This is a genomic window from Candidatus Nanopelagicales bacterium (assembly GCA_030700225.1).
In the GTDB taxonomy this organism is placed as follows: Bacteria; Actinomycetota; Actinomycetes; order S36-B12.
Window position 1 is genome coordinate 1 of sequence record JAUYJT010000063.1, and the last position, 17,277, is coordinate 17,277.

Below are 17,277 nucleotides of genomic sequence, written 5' to 3' on the forward strand. Positions count from 1 at the left end.
GGTTGAGCGCGGCGAGGCAGTCGAGTTGTGCCCTGGTTAGATCCCCACGCCACATGCAGCGGCCTTCCTCAAGCCAAACGTCGGCGCCGATCGCGGTGAGCCGGTCGAGTCTGCGTCGAGCACTGACCGCGTGAACGGTGATCAACATGGTTCGGGTTCGCCCGCGTGAGTCGCGCAGCAGCACCTTGAAGATGGGTCGGACTGGGTTGGGTTCGCTCATCGTTCCGTTCCATCTGAGTAGGTGCTGTCGATGGGGTTGTTAGGCAGGCCCGTGAGGGGCAGGATTTGCCCCCGACCTGTCCCCGCGCTGTCCCCACGGCTTGATTCCCGGGCGTGTCGCACACGCCCGTCGACCTGTCCCCGACCTGTCCCCACCTGTCCCCGCTCACGCTCAGAACCTGTCCCCGACCTGTCCCCACCTGTCCCCACCTTGCCCGTGGGGGGAGTTGGGGGACCTGTCCCCGTTCTCCGCATGTCTAGTAGAGACATGCGGGGGACAGGTTCCCCCCCCACGGACAACTTTCGGCGGCGCACAACCTCAGCCAGCAGCTTGTTCCTCACGGGGAACCCGGCGGATCTGAGAGCATCCCCGGCCTTGGCTCGGCCAGCGTCGGCGGGGACCGCTAGCTCGTCGAGGCGTTTCGTGGTCGCGTCGATCTTCGCCTCGCGCGCTGAGTCGATGGATATCGACTCGTGGGTCAGGGCCTCGCCTGTGGTTCGGCGAATGGCGAGGGTGTCGGGGTCGCCCAACCCGAGACGATCCTTCTCCCGCCGCAGGGTGAGCGTGTCTTTGTCGGTGAGCGCCAACCTGTACACAAGATCCACGTCTGCGGCTTTCGCGCTAGATCCACGCTGACCGCGTTGGGGATCTTTCCCGCTGTGATCCAATCGCACGTAGGCGATTCCGGCGCGTCTCAGTGGCGCCACGGTGTGCCGGTATTGCGCTAACGCCGTGTCGGAGTCGTTCTCCAAGCCGCGAACAGCCCGGCTCAGCGTGTCGACAATGACAACCTCGGCACCAACGTCTTGGGCGGCTTCGAGCAGTCGCCGTCCTCCCTCGGCGGTGTCCAGGGGCTCCCATTCGCCCAAGAGCGAATAGTGGAGCCTGCCCAGTTTCTCGGGATCGGTGAACTGGAACGCTTCCAGACGGTTGCGCAGTATCGACGGGCTTTGTTCGAGGTCCAGGTACAGCACGGTCCGCGATCGAATCGGGTCGTCGAAGATCGGCGACCCGATGGCGACACGAACGGCCCAGTCCAGCATGAGCAGGCTCTTACCTTCGCCTGCCGCCGAGTAGATCGCGCACGACGCGCCGACCGGCAACACTCCGGGGATCACCCAGTCGGGCGGTTCGTGTTCCCCGGCGAGTAGTTCGCCCCAGTTGACGAAGCGGTACTTCGCTGTGGCTGTGGCTGACAGGTCGAGCGGGGCGAAGTCGTCCGCGCGCAACCCGGCGGCGATGTGGTCGGCGGCGTCTTTCCCTGCCGCGGATTGGACCGCTCGGACACTGGCCGCTATCGGTGTCAGGTGTCGTTTCACGTCTCGGGCGTGGCGTGTCCCGGGTTCGTCCCGGTCGGTGACGATCACGACGTGCGCGCCGGTCAGTGGGGTTTGATCGACGATGTTCCACTTCCCGGCGCCGCCGGGGTTGCAGGTGGCGGCCAGGCCCACGGATTCCAGCGCGAGGCAGTCTTTCTCGCCTTCGCAGATGTAGACCGGCTCGCCGTTCTTCACGGCTTCGGTGACGCCCGTCAGGTGGAACAGTGGCGAGGTTCGCTTGGTTTCGCCCGTTTGCCGGAAGTCCTTGCCGGGGGATCGGTGAACTGATCGGATGACTGCCCCCGAGTCGTCGGTGTAGTCGTATCGGGCGCCCCTGGGGTCGTCGTACAGGTCGGCCATGGTTAGCCCGATCGAGGCCAGTACGTCGGTTGTCTCGCATCCGGCGTGGCAGTGGATTAGCGCCGAGCCTTCTATGCGCCGCAGGTCGAGGACGTTCGTGGAGCCGCTGTCGTGCGCTGGGCATCTGGCCCTCGCCGTGTCCCCTGTGATCGTCGCGGTGAGGGCTCCCGCGAGCTTGTCGAACGCGGTCACGATCCACTCCCGGCCCACTGCGAGATGACGGGCTCCGCCCAGAGGCGGATCTCGTCTGGCGTGGTCCCGATGTCGGGGTTTCGGTCCAGGTCGTCGCACAGGTCGTCCACGATCTGAGTCAGAGTCTCCGCGATGCCTCCCCGAGCGACCTTCTTGCGGTCGAGCCATCCGGCGGAATCGTTCAGCACTTCGGCTAGCGCGTCCTCGCTCGTGAGAGCTAGTGTCCGGCGACGCCTCGCGCGAGATAGCGCGAGGTCTTGAGGGGTGAGGCTCCGCACGATCAGGTTGTTTGAGATGCACAAGCCCGCGAGGTCCTCGTCTAGGCCGATGGTCTCGACGGGTGGCGTCTGCCCGGTCAACAGGCAGGCGATCAGGCGCGACCGTCCGTCCACGAGCGTCCCGCCCTCGGTGACGGCGATCGGCACCAGGACGCCGTAGTTCTTCAAGCTGTCGCAGAACCCGTCCCAATCCTCGGCGTCCATTCCCGGCATGGGCAGCGCTTCTAGGCCCATGAGAATCGACGTTATGCCGTTCGCCGCCATCGCGTCTTCGAGCAGATCCAAGCTCGGATACGCCCATCGAGGCTGATACGGCAGATGCCTCGTCCGACCATCCTTACCAAGTCGACTGTCCAACTTGGACAGTTGACCGGATTCGATCAGTCCAGCCCTAACCGTCGAGACAGTCGATGGCGAGACACCGCATCTCCTGGCGTGTTCACGGTCCGATAGGTGCGGATCGGCGGTCAAGCTCCCGGCGACGATCCCGCGTCTTTGCTCGCGGCTCAGTTGACGGCCCGTGTTGTTCACGCTCAGGGCGTGCGAGCGGGCGGCCTCATCGCTTGTGACCTGGATAGTGCGGCGGGGTGGTTCGATTCCGAGGTCTCGGCAGGCCTGGGCGCGGTGGTGCCCGTCGAGGATGCGGCCCCATGGGTCGACTTCGATGGGGACGCGGACACCGTTGGCGGCGATGTCGGCTTTCAGCGCCGCGTATTCCTCACTCGTTAACGCTGGCATGCACTGGAACGGCTCGGATTGTGTAGACTCGGTGTCAGATCCGTTGCCCACGTGGTCTACTGTCGCCCCGGCCCCTAAGCCGGGGCGAACTTCGTTGCCACTCACGAGGCACCACCGGATTCCATCAGCCCAAGGGCGAGCCTCACGGCTTCCGCAGCGCCGGGGCCGTTGAAGTCTTGGCCGGTTCGCTTCTGGGTGATCTTCGCTCTCACCCAGTCCTCGCCTTCGACGGCGTTCACGACCCACCGCGCCGCGCCAGTAGAGCGAGCCCGAGCCGCACTGTCTCGGGGTCAGCGCCGCGAGCCACTAGCCCGGCTTCGGTCATGGGGTCGTCACCGGGCCGGAAGTACTTCCGCAAGTCGTGGGCGACGCCTTCCACTAGGTCACACTCGGCGTGTACCGCGACGCGCGTCGCCGCTGAGTGGTCCGCCACGGTCTGAAGATGTCCGGCGTTCAGTTCGCCGAAGCGGAGCCCGGCGGGGAGGGCGTCAGACACGACCTCGCACGCCATGAGCGCGTCGGCTTCGGCTCGGGTCAGGAGCAACTCGAAGAATGCGTAGCTCCCGGCCATGAACTCGACCCGCCCTGACGCGATCTGCGCGCGGACTCCTTCGAGCGTGCTCATGCGTCGGCCAGGAGTCGGGCTAGCGCGCTGGTGGGGATCAACAACCGCCTCCCGACACGAATGCTTGGGATCTGTCCGCAGTTGACTGCCGCGTAGGCGGAGGACCTGCTAACGCGCAGGATCTTGGCGGCGTCATCGACTGTGATTGTTGCCCGGATCTTCGGGTCGGGGATGGTGTCTGTTTCTGTCGTTATGTCCATGGACACGACGCTAACAGCAAGGTCCGTCGCTGTCTAGTTGTCACGTGGCAACACGATACGGTACGGTCAGTCTATGAACAGGCCAGCACGGGACAGCACTGGGGGTGTGGATGCGCTCATAGGGGCCAAGCTCCGCGCCATGCGCGGTGAGCGAGGCGTCACCCAATCTTCGATAGCGGACACGATGCGCGCCTTTGACCACAACTGGGCCCCGGCGACAGTCGCCGGAGTGGAGACGGGCCGACGGAACCTCAGCCTGGGCGAGCTGGCGGACCTTTGCCGAATCCTCAACGTCACGGTCCAGACATTCGTCAGCGACTCAGCGACGGCCGACACCGACACCCGAGCCCGCGCCGAGGCGCTGGTCTACCGCAGGCCAACGGAAGCCCCGCCCGAGAGGGTGGCGGCGTCCGACCGGGCCAGGCGCCTGGAACGGCTCGAACACATCGTGCTTGAGTCCGCTCTCGGTCCCGACGACCCCGGCGGCGAGGAGGCGGACAGGGACCTACTGGCAATCATCTCGGCCCACTACGGACGGGACCTGTTGGCGGAGCGGGATCAGCGGGCGCGGGCGACATCCACGAGCAAGGCGTGGGCCACCCGCGCCATCATCGACGAACTCGCCAACATGCCGGAGCTGCGCGACGCGGCCCAAGCCTGGAGTGACTTCAGGTACGAGCGGGCCGTGGAGGACCACCAAGCCTGGCAGGGTCAGCGGGCAGAGGATCTCGCCCGCGAGATAGGCGAAGTGGAGTGATGCGACCATGAGAGGTTCCGTAGTCAAGCGTGTCGACGCTAAGGGCAAGGCCAGGTACTACGCGGTCATCGAGGACGTGGCAGCGGACGGCACACGCCGCCGCCGCTGGCACTCCGACCCGGCGACAGGGTCCGCGTTCACATCGAAGCGGGACGCGGAGAAGGCCTTGTCCGGTTTGGTAGTGGCGGTCCAGAGCGGCGGCTACGTCGCTCCAGCCAGTCTCACGGTGGGGGAGTGGGCCGATCGTTGGCTCGCCCGAGCTGAGGACAGGCTCAGGCCGTCCACATTGGCCAGCTACGAGAAGAACCTCCGAGTGCACGTCAAGCCGCACATCGGAGAAGTCCGACTCCAGTCGCTATCAGCCGCCCACCTTGACGACATGTACGCGCGTTTGCGCGTCGACGGCAAACACGTCAAGGGACATCAACCGTCCCCCTTGTCCGCCAGGACAGTCCGCTACGTGCATGTCATCACGAAGGCACTGCTATCTGACGCGGTTCGGTACGGCATCCTCTCCCGCAACCCGGCGGACGGTGCTACACCACCGTCCGCGAAGTCGACCAGCGCCGCCACGGGGACCCTGACGACTTGGGCGGCGACCGATGTCGCCGACTTCTTGGAGGGCGCGCAGGCGCACCGCTACGGGCCACTGTTCGCTTTCCTCGCCCTGTCGGGGGCCAGGCGCGGCGAGGCGCTCGGGTTGCGCTGGACAGATGTTGACATCGGTCGCCGCCGCGCCAGCATCACTAGCAGCGTCGGGCGAGTCTCAGGGAAGATCATTGAGGGTGGCACGAAGACGGGGGCCGGGCGCCGCCCGATAGCCCTAGACAGCTCCATTCTCGACGCGCTGGCGGAGCAACGGGCACGACAGCATCGGGACCGGGACCTGGTTGGGGCCGGTTACCGCGATCAGGGTCTAGTGTTCGCCGCGCCCGAGGGCAGCTACGTCAACCCCGAGCACGTCTCCCGCGTCTTCAAGTCCGAGGTCCAACGGCTCGGCCTTCCCCCGATCCGCCTGCACGACTTGAGGCATACGTGGGCGACGCTCGCCCTACAGTCCGGGGTGCATCCCAGGGTCGTGCAAGAACGCCTCGGGCACTCAAACGTAACCATCACTTTGCAGGTCTACTCGCACGTCGCGCCGCTCATGCATGACGAAGCCGCCGCCACGGTCGCCGGGCTGATCGAGGCGGCGAGAGACCCGAAAGTGACACGGCTCCGCCAGGTTCGGTAGACAGACGGTAGATGAAACACCGTTTCGGGCGTCATCCACGAGGAGAATTAGTGTCCGAGGGGGGACTTGAACCCCCACGCCCTTATCGGGCACTAGCACCTCAAGCTAGCGCGTCTGCCTATTCCGCCACCCGGACCAGCGCCGCATCCAGCAGCTCCCCCGCAAGCGGGAGGTACCCCCACGTCAGGATACCAAGGCGCCAGGGTGCGCCGAACCGTCAACTGTTCAGCGCATCCTCCATCTCGGACACGGTTTGCTCGCAGATCTGGTACGCCTTGGCGAGGTTGCCGTTGTTGGCGGCTTGTGCGGCATTCTCGGCCTGGGCCGCCCATTGCTGGGCATCTGCGGGAGTGAGCTTGTGCGCCAGCGTCAGGTCGATGACGAGCTGCGCGTATTGCTGGGCGCAGTTCTGGTAGTTCGCCGGCGACGCGGTCCCCGTCGGTGGCTTCACCGTCGGTGAACTAGTGCGCGAAGGCCTTGACGTGCCGGTCTGGGAGGGACTTGGGGTGTCGCTCGGGGTATCCACAGGGACGGTCAAGTCGGTGCCATCGTCGACGTCCACGACGATCAGCTCGCGCTGCGGAGGCCCTGGAACGATGACTACCAGGATCCCTGGATCGAACCCGCTCCAAGGCGTTCCGGTGTATTCGACCTGCTCGGTTACCGCCGTTGGCGGCGCGAGAGGATTGCCGCAGGCGCAGCGGACGCGCGGCACGCCGGTGCTGTCGACAAGCACCGCAGTGCCAGCCTGGAGAACCGCCTGGAAGGGCCTGGCCTGGCCGTTCGTCAAGGCGTGGTTCGTCACGCGAGTGTCGGAACGCAGCACAACGGCCGCCGCGCCCTTGAGGTAGGCGTCGACGTCGCTCGTACCGATGCCGATCACGCCGGCCCAGGCGGCGCGCTTGGCCGCGTCAGCCCCAAGGGAGTCCTTGATCTTCTTCTTGTCGCACGGCGTCTTGGTGGACGAGCCCGCGTAGACCCTCGGGCTTGTGCCTGTCACTGACTGCACCTCACCCGAAGCAGCTGGGCTGGGCGTCGCAGAGCTCGCGGCGCCCAGCGTGACGGACGGGTTCGCTGCCGATGGGGTGAAGGGGTCCGCCCCGGGGTCTGACGCGGCGGACAAGAACACCTCTCCGACGGGGGTGGGGGCAGTGCCGGAGGAGCAGGCCACGAGTACGGAAAGCCCAACGGCAATCAGGGCGCTATGCGCGATCTTCGCAATCATGCAATTCACAGTAGGGGTCGCAGCACCCCTGAAGAAACTCGTAGCGGCAAATGGGTCGACGAGTCACCGATACGCGGAACGTGCGCGCTTCCGTTGGAATGTTCGCGGAATCGCAACTTTGGCCTGCCTCGGAGCGGGAAGGGCACTACACTCCGACACAGCTACTGGTTACGGAGGGCACTGCAATGACTACCGCGTTTGGTTATCGAGTTGCTGTAGCAGCGGCTGGAGGGGCACTCCTGCTGGCTGGATGCTCGTCGACAAGTACGCCCAGCCCAAGCCCATCCTCGACGGTGGATGCGAAGCAGAGTGAGGCCCTGGTTGAGCAGGCAGCGGCGAAGACTGGCGGCTTGTCTGCCAAGTTCGCTGGGACCGTGACCACGACCCGCCGTGACGAGGCCCCGTCGACAAGCACGACGAAGGGGGCCTTCGACTTGTCCACGGGGAGCTTGAAGGCCACGATCGGCATTTCGCTCATGGGCGAAGATCTCAAGCTCAAGCTGATCGAGATCGGCAAGACCGCGTACTTCAGGGCTGACGCTCTCTCGGGGATACTTGGGCAGAAGTGGATCAAGGCCGATCTGTCCACCTTCGGCATTAGTGATCCCGTGAATCCAAAAGCGGCGTTGAGTGCGCTGAAGAAGGCGGCGAACTTCCAAGACGAGGGGACAGAAACCGTCAACGGGGTCGAGGCCACCAAGTACGTTGGAACGCTCACGTACAAACAGGCTGAGAAGCTGGCCGGAACGAAGGCCGCGAAGGGTCGCAAGGGCAGTGCCCAACTGTCGGTTTGGGTGGACAGTCAAGGCCGGGTCGTGAAGGCCGCGAGCTGGAGCCAGTCCACCGGCCCGGGCGGGCCGCAACGCGTCGAGTCGGTCCTGACTCTGAGCGACTTCGACAATGTGGGGGCGATCAAGGCTCCACCAGCTAAGAAGGTCATCGACTTGTCTCAGCTCGTCGATATTGACGCGCTGAAGAAGAGCTTGAACCTGCAGGCCATTCAGGGACAGCTCGGGGGGCTCAGCTTGGCTGACTTGATGAACACCAAGCTTCCTGGCGGGATGACGATCGGCGACATCACCAAGAGCGGGGGCATACAGAAGCTCGAGGATTCGCTACCCGAGCTGGTGCAGCTGAAGGATCTTGAGAAGTCGTTGGACCGGCAGCTGCCGGGTGGATTGTCGATCGAGCGTCTGACCAAGCTGTTCAAGTAGCAGGTAACGAAACTCGCGACTTGCTGAGCTCGAGGTTCCTGGGGTCGGTTCGAGCGTGACATGAGCGGATCATGATGGCCAAGACCGAATCAGGCACTGGCGACAAGTCACAGTCGCACGTCCAACTTGTTGTGCTCACGGCTGTGGCTTTGGGGATCATCTTCGGCTACGACAACGGCAACATAGGCGGGGCGCAGCTGTTCTTTGAGGTCGACCTCGACCTGGACAGAAGCCAAATCGAGCTGGTTACCGCAGTGCTTGTCTCCGGGGAGCTGCTGGGCTGCTTGGCGGGAGGCTTCCTGGCCAACCTGTTAGGCCGCAAGAAGGTGGTGATCCTGGCCACGGCTGGGTACGTCCTCTTCTGCCTGACAAGCGCGTTCTCCGCGAACCTGGCCCAACTGCAGGTCTCCCGCGCTCTCCTAGGGATTTCCATCGGTGTGTCGCTCGTCGCGGCCCCCGTGTTCATCGCCGAGTCTGTCCCGATCCGGACTCGCGGATCCACACTCGTGATGTTTCAGGTGACCTGCGTGGCCGGGACAATCCTGGGGCTTGTGGGCTCAATCTTGCTGGCGGGGCTCGACCAAGGCGTCAACTGGCGAGTGATGCTGGGTTTAGCGGCGATCCCGGCGGCGCTGCTGCTGCCGATCCTGATAAGGGTTCCCGAGACGGCTAACTGGCTTCTGCTCAAGGGGCGCGAAGAAGATGCCCGGGCGACGCTTACCCGGCTGGAACCGGACGAGGACCCAGAACCCCTGATCGCGGAAATCGAGGCCGCGATAGCCGAGGAGACCGGCGGGGCGTTCCGCGAGATGCTCACCAGGCCCTATCTGCGGGCCACCGTGTTCGTCGTGACCCTGGGGTTCTTCGTCCAAATCACAGGGATCAACGCGACTGTGACCTATGGCCCGCGGATATTCAAAGCCCTGGGAATCGACTCCGCTGAGCGAAGCCTCCTCCTGGAGGCCCTTGTGCAGGTGATCGCGCTGATAGCTGTGCTCGCGTCCATGAGCGTGATCGACTCGCTTGGTCGACGGCCCACTCTGCTCACTGGGATCGGCATCATGGTCTTCGCCCAGATCATGCTGGTTGTCGCCTTCGGGACCGAAGTTGGCAACACGCTTGACGGGGCGCAGGTCGTGCTCGGGTTCGCCGGGCTCGCGCTGATCAACGTGGGGTTCGTGTTCGGCTTCGGAGCGCTTGTGTGGGTGTACTCGGTTGAGAGCTTCCCGGCGCGATTGCGCGCCTACGGCTCCAGCATCATGCTCTCCGCTGTCCTATTCGGAAACTTGCTAATCGCCCGGTACTTCTTGTTCGTACTCGAAACTATCGGCGGCGCCTGGTCGTTCGGAATGTTCGCCGCACTCGCGGTGGTGGCGTGGTTCTTCGTGTACAAGTTCGCCCCCGAGACCAAGGGACGTCCTTTGGATGACATTCGTTACTTCTGGGAAAATGGCGGCAAGTGGCCGGAAGAATCCGGGCCGAGCAGCGGCAGGGCTTGATCCGCCCGTGAGGGGCGCGCTTTCGTACGGCGGAGGAGGCGCCAGGCAGCATGGCGCGCCGTGCGATCTCGCGGGCGGACTTGCTGCGGCTGCGGCAGGATGGCGTCATGGCGAATGACATCAAGGACAAGCGGACCGCGACGATAGACGCTGAGAACGACGCGGTTGAGATTCTGCGCCAGCTGATCCGAATTGACTCGACGAACACGGGCGAGGACGAGACGACGGTAGGGGAAGCGCAGATCGCCGAACTCGTCGAGGAGCTGCTTGGGGAAGTCGGCTACCAGCCGACACGTTTCGAAACAACCGCGCCAAACAGACAAGGCGTCTACCTCCGCATCCCCGGTCGTGACTCTAAGCGCCCTGCCCTGCTCCTGCACGGCCACCTAGACGCTGTCGCCGCGTTCGCGGACGAATGGACTCATCCGCCTTTCGCCGCCGAGATCCGCGACGGGATGATCTGGGGCCGCGGGGCCGTCGACATGAAGCACTTCGTCGCGATGGTCCTCGCGGTTGTACGCCATTGGGCTCGCAGCGACTATCAGCCTCCTCGTGACGTCGTCTTGATCTTCACCCCCGATGAGGAGGCGGGGGGCCGTAAGGGTGCTCACTGGATCGTCGACCACCATCCTGAGTTCTTCGACGGGGTGACCGAGGCGGTGGGCGAAGTTGGTGGCTTCTCGCTGACTGTGCGCGAGGACCTGCGCCTGTATCTGATCCAGACCGCTGAAAAGGGAATGGCATGGATGCGCCTGAGGGCTGAGGGGACAGCGGGTCACGGGTCGATGCCAGGCGAGGCCAACGCCGTCGCTCGCCTTGTGGGCGCCCTCAACAGGATCGCCGAACACCGCTTCCCTCTGGTCCTGACGCCCACGACGAAGCAGTTCCTCACAGAACTTCTAAAGGCGGCGGGGTCCCCGGTGGACGTATCGGATCCGGATGCGCTTCTCGAAGCGGCCGGGCCGCTGGCCGAGCTTCTCGGGGCAACCTTGAGCGACACAGCCACTCCGACGATGCTGAACGCCGGCCACAAGGTGAACGTCATTCCTGGCACCGCCGAGGCCTGTGTCGACGGCAGGTTCCTGCCCGGGCGCGAGAAGGAGTTCCTCGCAGAGATCGACGAGTTGCTCGGCGGCGACGTCGTTCGGGAGTTCGTGAACTTCGACGTCGCCCTGGAGACATCGTTCGATGGCCCGATGATCGATGCCATGACCGCGGCCCTGCTGGCAGAGGATGCGGCGGCGCGGGCCGTGCCGTACATGCTGTCTGGCGGAACCGATGCCAAGGCGTGGAGCCGCCTGGACATTCGCAGTTACGGGTTCGCTCCCTTGAGGCTGCCGCCGGACCTGAACTTCGCGGCTATGTTCCACGCGGTCGACGAGCGGGTTCCTGTTGATGCCATCCGGTTCGGTGTTCGCGTGCTCAACCGGTTCCTCGACAACGTCTGATCAGCCCAGCCGACTCGCCCCTTTTCTTGTGACCCGGTCGAGGCCGCTCGCGTGCCTAGGAATTCAGCGAGAACACCTCGTCGAACGTGTCCCGGGTCTTGATGAACTCGATCTGGCCGACGTCGTCGACGATGACTCTGCTCGGGCGGGGGAAGTAGTTGGTGCTCGCTGCGTAGAACTGGGGATTGTAGGCCCCCGTGTCGTGTGTCAGCAAGATGTCTCCCCGGGCTGGTCGTCTCGGCAGCTCGATCTTGTAGCGAGAGGGCATGTCTCCGCTGAAGCAAAGCTGACCGGCGATGAACCCAGTGAAAGGGCTTGGGTCGCGGCGATCGACATCCGTTGCCAGTTCCCACCTATTCATCGGGATTGTTACGGCTAGAGCCTCAGCGAAGCTGACAACCCCAGCCTCGATAGCAACAAGGTTGTGCTTGTTGAGGACCCGCTTCACGTGTCCGACGCGCGTGAGCGTGACCCCTGCGTCTTCGGGGATGCTCCGTCCGGGTTCGATGACCAGAATGGGCTCGCCGATCTCCCGGAGAGCCTTCGCGAACGGCATTGACTTGCCGCCCACTGGCACATTGGACGTCAGCAGTGCCTCAACCATATTCTCTTTGGGGTGTTCTGAGTAGTAGCCCTCGCCTGTCCAGGTGTCCAAGTGGAGTTGGCCGGTGGTTTCGTCGCGGAACCCGACCATGTTGTTGTCCCAGGCCCACAGATGCGACGTATCGCCCTTCTTGGCAGCCAGGTACCCTCGGCGGATCCGGTTGAGAATCTGGTTCCACTGTTTCTTGTCGACGTAGTTGACCGGAAACCCACCGCCCATGTTCAGCATCTTGCACGGGTGCCCGGCGGCGATGAGCGTGCGCGAAGCCTCGATCATGCGCCCAGCGACCTTCCGATATGGCTCGATGGTCGAGATCTGGGATCCGATGTGCGCGTGGAACCCTTGAAAGTCGATCTCGGGATACGCGCCCAGTCGGGACACAAACGCCTTGACCTCGTGGACGTTCATTCCGAACTTGGTCCATGAGCCGGCAGTGAACGCGGCGGCGTCCGTCACGAGCGGAATGTCGAATCCAGACAGCCGCATCAGAACACGCGGAGTTGTCCCGGCCTGGCGCGCTAGGCCCGCGATCAGTTCGAACTCCTCGGGGGAATCTGCGATGAGCACCATGCCTTTGGCCAGCGCCAGTTGGATCAGTTCGTCGGACTTGGTGTTGCCGTTGACATCCATGAACTTCGTGTCAATGCCAGCCAGGAGTGCACATTGGGCCTCGTTGTCCGAGGCGACGTCGATTCCTGCTCCGGACTCCCTCACGTACTTGAACACTGTGGGATGGGCGTTCGCTTTGGCGGCGAACCTGACCTCGCCCTTGGGGTAGTGGCGCGCAAACACGTTGATGAACGCCGCCGCGTTCTCCCGGATGCGAGGTCCGTAGTGGACGTGCAGCGGAAGCCCGAAGTGGTCGACCCACCATGACACTGGGTAACCCGCGACGACTAGGTCGCCGCCGATCGGTGCGGTCGTATTCCGCGCGGCGGCGGCTTCCCTGTTGAAGACAGAAGCGTCGCCAGACGTTGGGCGCCTCGCTGGTGAGCAACCGCTGGTGAGCAGCGGTACGGAGGCCATTCCGATCCCCGCCGCCTTGAGGAACTGGCGCCGGTCAAGTGTCATTCGCTCCTCCATTCAGCCTGGTGTCTCGCGGCCGAGTCGGCCGGAGGCGTGAGCAGTGACAGTCGCGATGCTACTGAAGGCCGCGCAACCTGGCCTTGTCTTTCCTATGCTCGGCTATAGCGCCAAGGAGGAGCCATGTCCGAACCGTCAACGGCAGCGAGCCCTGGTCGGCCGAACCGCCCATTCAGCGTCACGCTTGTCACATTCCTGATCGGTCTGTACGGAGTTCTTCAGATCGTAGTGGGCGTCTTGGCGCTCTTCGCGGCCAGCGATACCCGTGCGGTCCTAGAAGAAGGCCTCACCCCCGACACCTTGCGTGTCGTCGCGCTTGTCGGGATTCTTTATGGCCTGGTGCTGCTGCTGGTGGCGAGTCTGCTGAGCCGGGGGAGCAACGCGATGCGGATCATTGTGACTTTGCTGCTGATACTGCGGATTGTGCTCGCACCCTTCGCTATCACGAGCGCAGGGCGGCTCTCGGGCGAGATTGTCGGGGTGATCTTCATCGTGATCGCTCTGGCGCTGTTGTGGAACTCCAAGGCCAGCGCGTTCTTCAAGCCGCGCTCCTAGCTAGATTCCTGGCGGCTCTAGCTGCGGTTGTCCTGGTTCCATCCGTATTCGGGGTATCCGCGGTGCGGCGCTGAGACTTCGTCCAGCGCGGTACGGATCTCCGACGGAAGCTCAAGTCGCTCAGACTCCAGGATCGTGCGTAGCTGCCCGATCGTGCGGGCTCCGACTATCGGGGCCGCGACGCCCGGGCGGTCGCGGACCCAGGCCAGCGCTACCTCCAGCGGCGCCACATCCAGGCCCTCAGCCGCGGTGCAGACGGCGTCCACGATGCGCGCGGCGCGATCATCGAGATGCTCGGCTACGAAAGGACCGAAGTGAGAAGACGCCGCGCGCGAATCCGCTGGCTTTCCGTAGCGGTACTTGCCCGTGAGGACACCGCGACCCAGCGGAGACCATGGCGTGATGCCTAGACCCAGGGCTTCGCACGCGGGGGCCACCTCGCGCTCGATGCCTCGCTGGACCAGGGAGTACTCCATCTGCGCTACGGCGGGGGCATACCGTCCGGGAACGGCGCGCTGCCATGTGGCCGCCTGTGCGATCTGCCAGCCCGCGTAGTTGGACACGCCCACGTACCGAACCCGTCCGGAGCGCACCGCGTCGTCGGCAGCTGCCAGGGTCTCATCAAGAGGTGTATGCGGATCCCAGGCGTGCAGGTTCCAGATGTCAACGTAGTCCACGCCCAACCTAGCCAGGGAACCGTCAAGAGAAGCGAGCAGATGACGGCGTGAGGCGTCGAAACGCCTGCTTGTCTTGGGTCGGGACACAGCCTTCGTGCCGATTACGATCCGGTCCCTGCCCCCAGTTTCGTGCAGGAGCTGACCGATCATTTCCTCACTCGACCCGTCGGCATACACGTCTGCGGTGTCGATGAAGTTCCCGCCCGCGTGTAGGAACGCCTTCCACTGATCGCGCGCCTCGTGCTCGTCGGTATCGCGACCCCAGGTCATGGTCCCCAGACCGATCCGCGACACCCGCATTCCGGTGTTCCCAAGCTGCCGCTGCTCCATGGCCGCAACCTACCTTCACCCGCCAACGCGGGGAAGCAGCGGGCCGCGCCACAAGCGGGGGGCTGTGGCGGTGGCGGGTATGCTCGCGACGGTCCCGTAGAGGGCCGCAATGGTGAGCGGGCACGGGATGTCAGATTGGAGCGAAATGCGACTGGGTCTCAATCTCGGCTACTGGGGCATGGGCAACGACGCGGACAATCTTGTGCTGGCTCGCGAGGCAGACGAACTCGGGTACTCCGTGGTTTGGGCGGCGGAGGCGTACGGATCTGACGCCGCGACTGTCCTGACCTGGATCGCCGCGCAAACGGAGCGCATCGACGTTGGGTCGGCTGTGTTCCAGATCCCCGGGCGCACCCCAGTCAACACCGCGATGACAGCCGCGACCCTGGACATGTTGTCCAATGGGCGCTTCCGCCTTGGCCTGGGCGTATCCGGGCCTCAGGTATCGGAGGGGTGGCACGGCGTGCGCTTCTCCAAGCCACTTGCCCGTACCCGCGAGTACGTCGACATCGTCCGCATGGCGCTGCGGCGCGAGCGGGTCAAGTATGACGGCGAGTTCTTCACGCTCCCTTTGCCAGACGGTCCGGGCAAGGCGCTGGCTCTGACCGTGCACCCGGTCCGCGAAGACATCCCGATGTACCTGGCTGCCATCGGACCGAAGAACCTTGAACTGGCGGGTGAGCTGTTCGACGGGTGGCTCGCGTTGTTCTACTCCCCGGAGTTCGCACCGGAGCAGATCGCCAGCATCCGAGCGGGCCGCGAGAAGTCAGGCAAGACGCTCGAAGGATTCGACATCGTGCCAACTGTGCCGCTAGTCATCGGGGAGGATCTCGAAGCCTGCGCAGCTCCGATCCGCGCATACGCCGCGCTCTACATCGGCGGGATGGGCAGCAGGGAGAAGAACTTCTACAACCAACTGGCCACGCGCATGGGCTACGGGGAAGCAGCCGCGCAGATCCAGGACCTTTTCCTGGCGCGTGATTACGCGGGTGCCGCCGCGAAAGTTCCTTTCGAGTTCATCGACAAAACGTCGCTCATCGGTCCGCCAGACCGGATCAAGGAGCGACTGTACGCCTTCGCCGAGTCAGGCGTCACCACACTCACCGTCGCCAGTTACGCGGGCGAGTTAGACCAGCGCACCGACACTGTGCGTGCGATGGCGGCGATCCTGAGGGAATCGGGCCTGGCGGAGTGATCGGCTGGTTCGAGGCTGTCCTGCTGGGTGTCGTACAGGGACTGACAGAGTTCCTCCCGATCTCCTCCACGGCACACATCCTGATCGTCTCTCAGCTGTTCGGCTGGGAGGATCCGGGAGCGGCCTTCACCGCGGTCACGCAGCTTGGCACCGAGAGCGCGGTGTTGGTGTACTTCCGCAAGGACATCACGCGGATCATCGCCACCTGGTCAAGGTCACTGTTCAGCCCGCCTTTGAGGTCAAGCATTGACGCACGCATGGGGTGGTACGTCATCATCGGGACCTTGCCGATCGGAGTGTTCGGCTTCGCGTTCCGTGACCAAATCGAGACTGTGGCACGCAATCTGTGGCTCGTCGCTGGCGCGTTGATCGCGTTCGGCGTCATCCTCGGACTAGCGGACCGCCTCGGTGCGAAGGAAAAGGGGACAGAAGCCCTGACGGCACGAGACGGGGTGCTGTTCGGGTTTGGGCAGGCACTTGCCCTCATCCCGGGAGTGTCCCGTTCCGGCGCGACGATCTCGGCGGGTTTGGCGCTTGGGTACAGACGCGAGGCCGCCACGAGGTACGCGTTCTTGCTGGCCATCCCCGCAGTGGTGATCTCTGGCCTGTTCGAAGCCCTGAAGATAGGCGACGGGTCAGCTCCACAATGGGGCCCGACGATCTTGGCCACTTTGATCGCTTTCGTCGTCGGATACTCCGTGATCGCCTGGTTGCTGCGATACATCACGACGCATTCTTATCTGCCATTCGTCGCTTACCGTATTGTGCTGGGGCTACTGATCATCGTGCTGCTCGGCTTCGGGGTGCTTACTACGGCGTGAGCCCCAACGCACCGTGACGATCGTGGCGGCAGGCAATAGGCTGTTGCTTTGTGACCAACGTTCTTCTGCTGGCGGAAGGCCGTAACACGGCCGAGGCGCAGGGGCTGCTGCCGGGTTGGATGCCCGACGCCGGGCTCGATGACGTGGGTCGCAAGCAAGCCGAGATGGCAGCGCTTCGGCTGCGTGAAGTCCGTTTCTGTGCCATCGTTACCAGCCCATTGGAGGGCTGCCGCCAGACTGCCGAAGTCGTCGCCAAGCAGAGGCGGCGCGACCTGCCAGTGCATGCCGAACTCGACCTCGCCAGTTGCAGGTACGGGGACTGGACCGGGATGCCGCTGGACGTCGTGCGCAAGGAACCGCTGTGGGAATCCGTGCTCCACGTTCCAAGCGCGGTGCGCTTCCCCGGCGGCGAGTCGCTGTCGGAGATGCAGATCAGGGCGCTGCACGCCATTGGGAGCTGGAACCAACGTCTTGGCGGGGAGTCCACCTATGTTGTTGTCAGTCACGGCGACGTCATCCGGTCCATCCTGGCCGACGCGCTTGGGCTGCATCTGGACATGTTCCGCAGGATTGAGGTGCGGCCCGGATCGATCTCTGTCATCAAGTATCAGGACGGTCCGTGCGTGGTTTCGCGTCTCAACGACGACGGATCAGATTTGACTTCCTACTCTCCGCGCCGCATGCGTCGCGGACGGAAGTGACA

The 17,277-nt window shown here is 64.2% G+C and carries 18 protein-coding genes and 1 tRNA gene; 9 read left to right on the plus strand and 10 right to left on the minus strand.

From position 1 onward, the window contains the following. The 6 genes from Q8P38_10020 to Q8P38_10045 form a co-directional block, all read right to left on the minus strand. Positions 1-220: hypothetical protein (locus tag Q8P38_10020; protein MDP4014938.1), on the minus strand; the 220-nt coding region annotated here is incomplete at its 3' end. Further along, positions 217-2,091: an AAA family ATPase gene (locus Q8P38_10025; GenBank protein ID MDP4014939.1), complete on the minus strand. Its 1,875-nt coding sequence runs from the start codon at positions 2,089-2,091 to the stop codon at positions 217-219. The genes Q8P38_10020 and Q8P38_10025, both read right to left, overlap by 4 nt. Next, positions 2,088-3,158 (minus strand): ParB N-terminal domain-containing protein, encoded by a 1,071-nt coding sequence (locus tag Q8P38_10030; GenBank protein ID MDP4014940.1) that lies wholly within the window; start codon positions 3,156-3,158, stop codon positions 2,088-2,090. The genes Q8P38_10025 and Q8P38_10030 overlap by 4 nt, the downstream gene beginning before the upstream one ends. Before the next feature lie 50 nt (positions 3,159-3,208). Beyond that, positions 3,209-3,346, minus strand: coding sequence for a hypothetical protein (locus Q8P38_10035; protein MDP4014941.1), 138 nt, complete (start codon positions 3,344-3,346; stop codon positions 3,209-3,211). Beyond that, complete coding sequence (locus Q8P38_10040; protein MDP4014942.1) at positions 3,343-3,732, minus strand: hypothetical protein; 390 nt, start codon at positions 3,730-3,732, stop codon at positions 3,343-3,345. The genes Q8P38_10035 and Q8P38_10040 overlap by 4 nt, the downstream gene beginning before the upstream one ends. Continuing rightward, positions 3,729-3,932 carry a helix-turn-helix domain-containing protein gene (locus Q8P38_10045; protein MDP4014943.1) on the minus strand — a complete coding sequence of 68 codons (204 nt, stop codon included), beginning with the start codon at positions 3,930-3,932 and terminating at the stop codon, positions 3,729-3,731. The genes Q8P38_10040 and Q8P38_10045 overlap by 4 nt, the downstream gene beginning before the upstream one ends. A 73-nt stretch (positions 3,933-4,005) precedes the next feature. Here Q8P38_10045 and Q8P38_10050 point away from each other — a divergent pair, with 73 nt between their 5' ends. Beyond that, positions 4,006-4,689 (plus strand): helix-turn-helix transcriptional regulator, encoded by a 684-nt coding sequence (locus Q8P38_10050; protein MDP4014944.1) that lies wholly within the window; start codon positions 4,006-4,008, stop codon positions 4,687-4,689. A gap of 7 nt (positions 4,690-4,696) precedes the next feature. Beyond that, entirely contained in the window at positions 4,697-5,923 is a 1,227-nt protein-coding gene (locus Q8P38_10055; GenBank protein ID MDP4014945.1) for a tyrosine-type recombinase/integrase, read from the plus strand. A gap of 51 nt (positions 5,924-5,974) precedes the next feature. On the opposite strand, the gene Q8P38_10060 is transcribed toward Q8P38_10055, so the two are convergent. Both Q8P38_10060 and Q8P38_10065 read right to left on the minus strand, forming a co-directional pair. After that, positions 5,975-6,059, minus strand: a tRNA-Leu gene (locus Q8P38_10060). 81 nt (positions 6,060-6,140) lie between these two features. After that, the gene (locus Q8P38_10065; protein ID MDP4014946.1) at positions 6,141-7,148 is read right to left on the minus strand and encodes a hypothetical protein; all 1,008 of its coding nucleotides are present in this window, start codon (positions 7,146-7,148) and stop codon (positions 6,141-6,143) included. A 185-nt stretch (positions 7,149-7,333) separates the two neighbouring features. Between Q8P38_10065 and Q8P38_10070 the strand changes: the two genes are divergently transcribed. The 3 genes from Q8P38_10070 to Q8P38_10080 all read left to right on the plus strand — a co-directional run bounded on the left by Q8P38_10070 (position 7,334) and on the right by Q8P38_10080 (position 11,309). After that, a complete protein-coding gene (locus Q8P38_10070; protein ID MDP4014947.1) occupies positions 7,334-8,362 on the plus strand; it encodes a hypothetical protein in 1,029 nt (342 codons plus the stop codon). Positions 8,363-8,433: 71 nt separating this feature from the next. Then, positions 8,434-9,861 (plus strand): sugar porter family MFS transporter, encoded by a 1,428-nt coding sequence (locus Q8P38_10075; protein ID MDP4014948.1) that lies wholly within the window; start codon positions 8,434-8,436, stop codon positions 9,859-9,861. A gap of 50 nt (positions 9,862-9,911) precedes the next feature. Next, entirely contained in the window at positions 9,912-11,309 is a 1,398-nt protein-coding gene (locus Q8P38_10080) for a M20/M25/M40 family metallo-hydrolase (protein MDP4014949.1), read from the plus strand. Positions 11,310-11,364: 55 nt separating this feature from the next. Here Q8P38_10080 and Q8P38_10085 read toward each other — a convergent pair whose 3' ends face one another. Continuing rightward, on the minus strand, positions 11,365-12,984 hold the full coding sequence (locus Q8P38_10085) for an alanine racemase (protein MDP4014950.1): 1,620 nt from the start codon (positions 12,982-12,984) through the stop codon (positions 11,365-11,367). 135 nt (positions 12,985-13,119) lie between these two features. Between Q8P38_10085 and Q8P38_10090 the strand changes: the two genes are divergently transcribed. After that, on the plus strand, positions 13,120-13,551 hold the full coding sequence (locus Q8P38_10090) for a hypothetical protein (protein ID MDP4014951.1): 432 nt from the start codon (positions 13,120-13,122) through the stop codon (positions 13,549-13,551). 17 nt (positions 13,552-13,568) lie between these two features. Here Q8P38_10090 and Q8P38_10095 read toward each other — a convergent pair whose 3' ends face one another. Beyond that, positions 13,569-14,558 (minus strand): aldo/keto reductase, encoded by a 990-nt coding sequence (locus tag Q8P38_10095; protein ID MDP4014952.1) that lies wholly within the window; start codon positions 14,556-14,558, stop codon positions 13,569-13,571. 127 nt (positions 14,559-14,685) lie between these two features. Between Q8P38_10095 and Q8P38_10100 the strand changes: the two genes are divergently transcribed. The 3 genes from Q8P38_10100 to Q8P38_10110 are packed head-to-tail and all read left to right on the plus strand — an operon-like array spanning position 14,686 to position 17,275. Next, the gene (locus tag Q8P38_10100) at positions 14,686-15,753 is read left to right on the plus strand and encodes an LLM class F420-dependent oxidoreductase (protein ID MDP4014953.1); all 1,068 of its coding nucleotides are present in this window, start codon (positions 14,686-14,688) and stop codon (positions 15,751-15,753) included. Then, positions 15,750-16,574 (plus strand): undecaprenyl-diphosphate phosphatase, encoded by an 825-nt coding sequence (locus tag Q8P38_10105; protein MDP4014954.1) that lies wholly within the window; start codon positions 15,750-15,752, stop codon positions 16,572-16,574. Before Q8P38_10100 ends, Q8P38_10105 begins: the two co-directional genes overlap by 4 nt. A gap of 50 nt (positions 16,575-16,624) precedes the next feature. Next, a complete protein-coding gene (locus Q8P38_10110; GenBank protein MDP4014955.1) occupies positions 16,625-17,275 on the plus strand; it encodes an MSMEG_4193 family putative phosphomutase in 651 nt (216 codons plus the stop codon). The last annotated feature ends 2 nt before the right edge of the window (positions 17,276-17,277 follow it).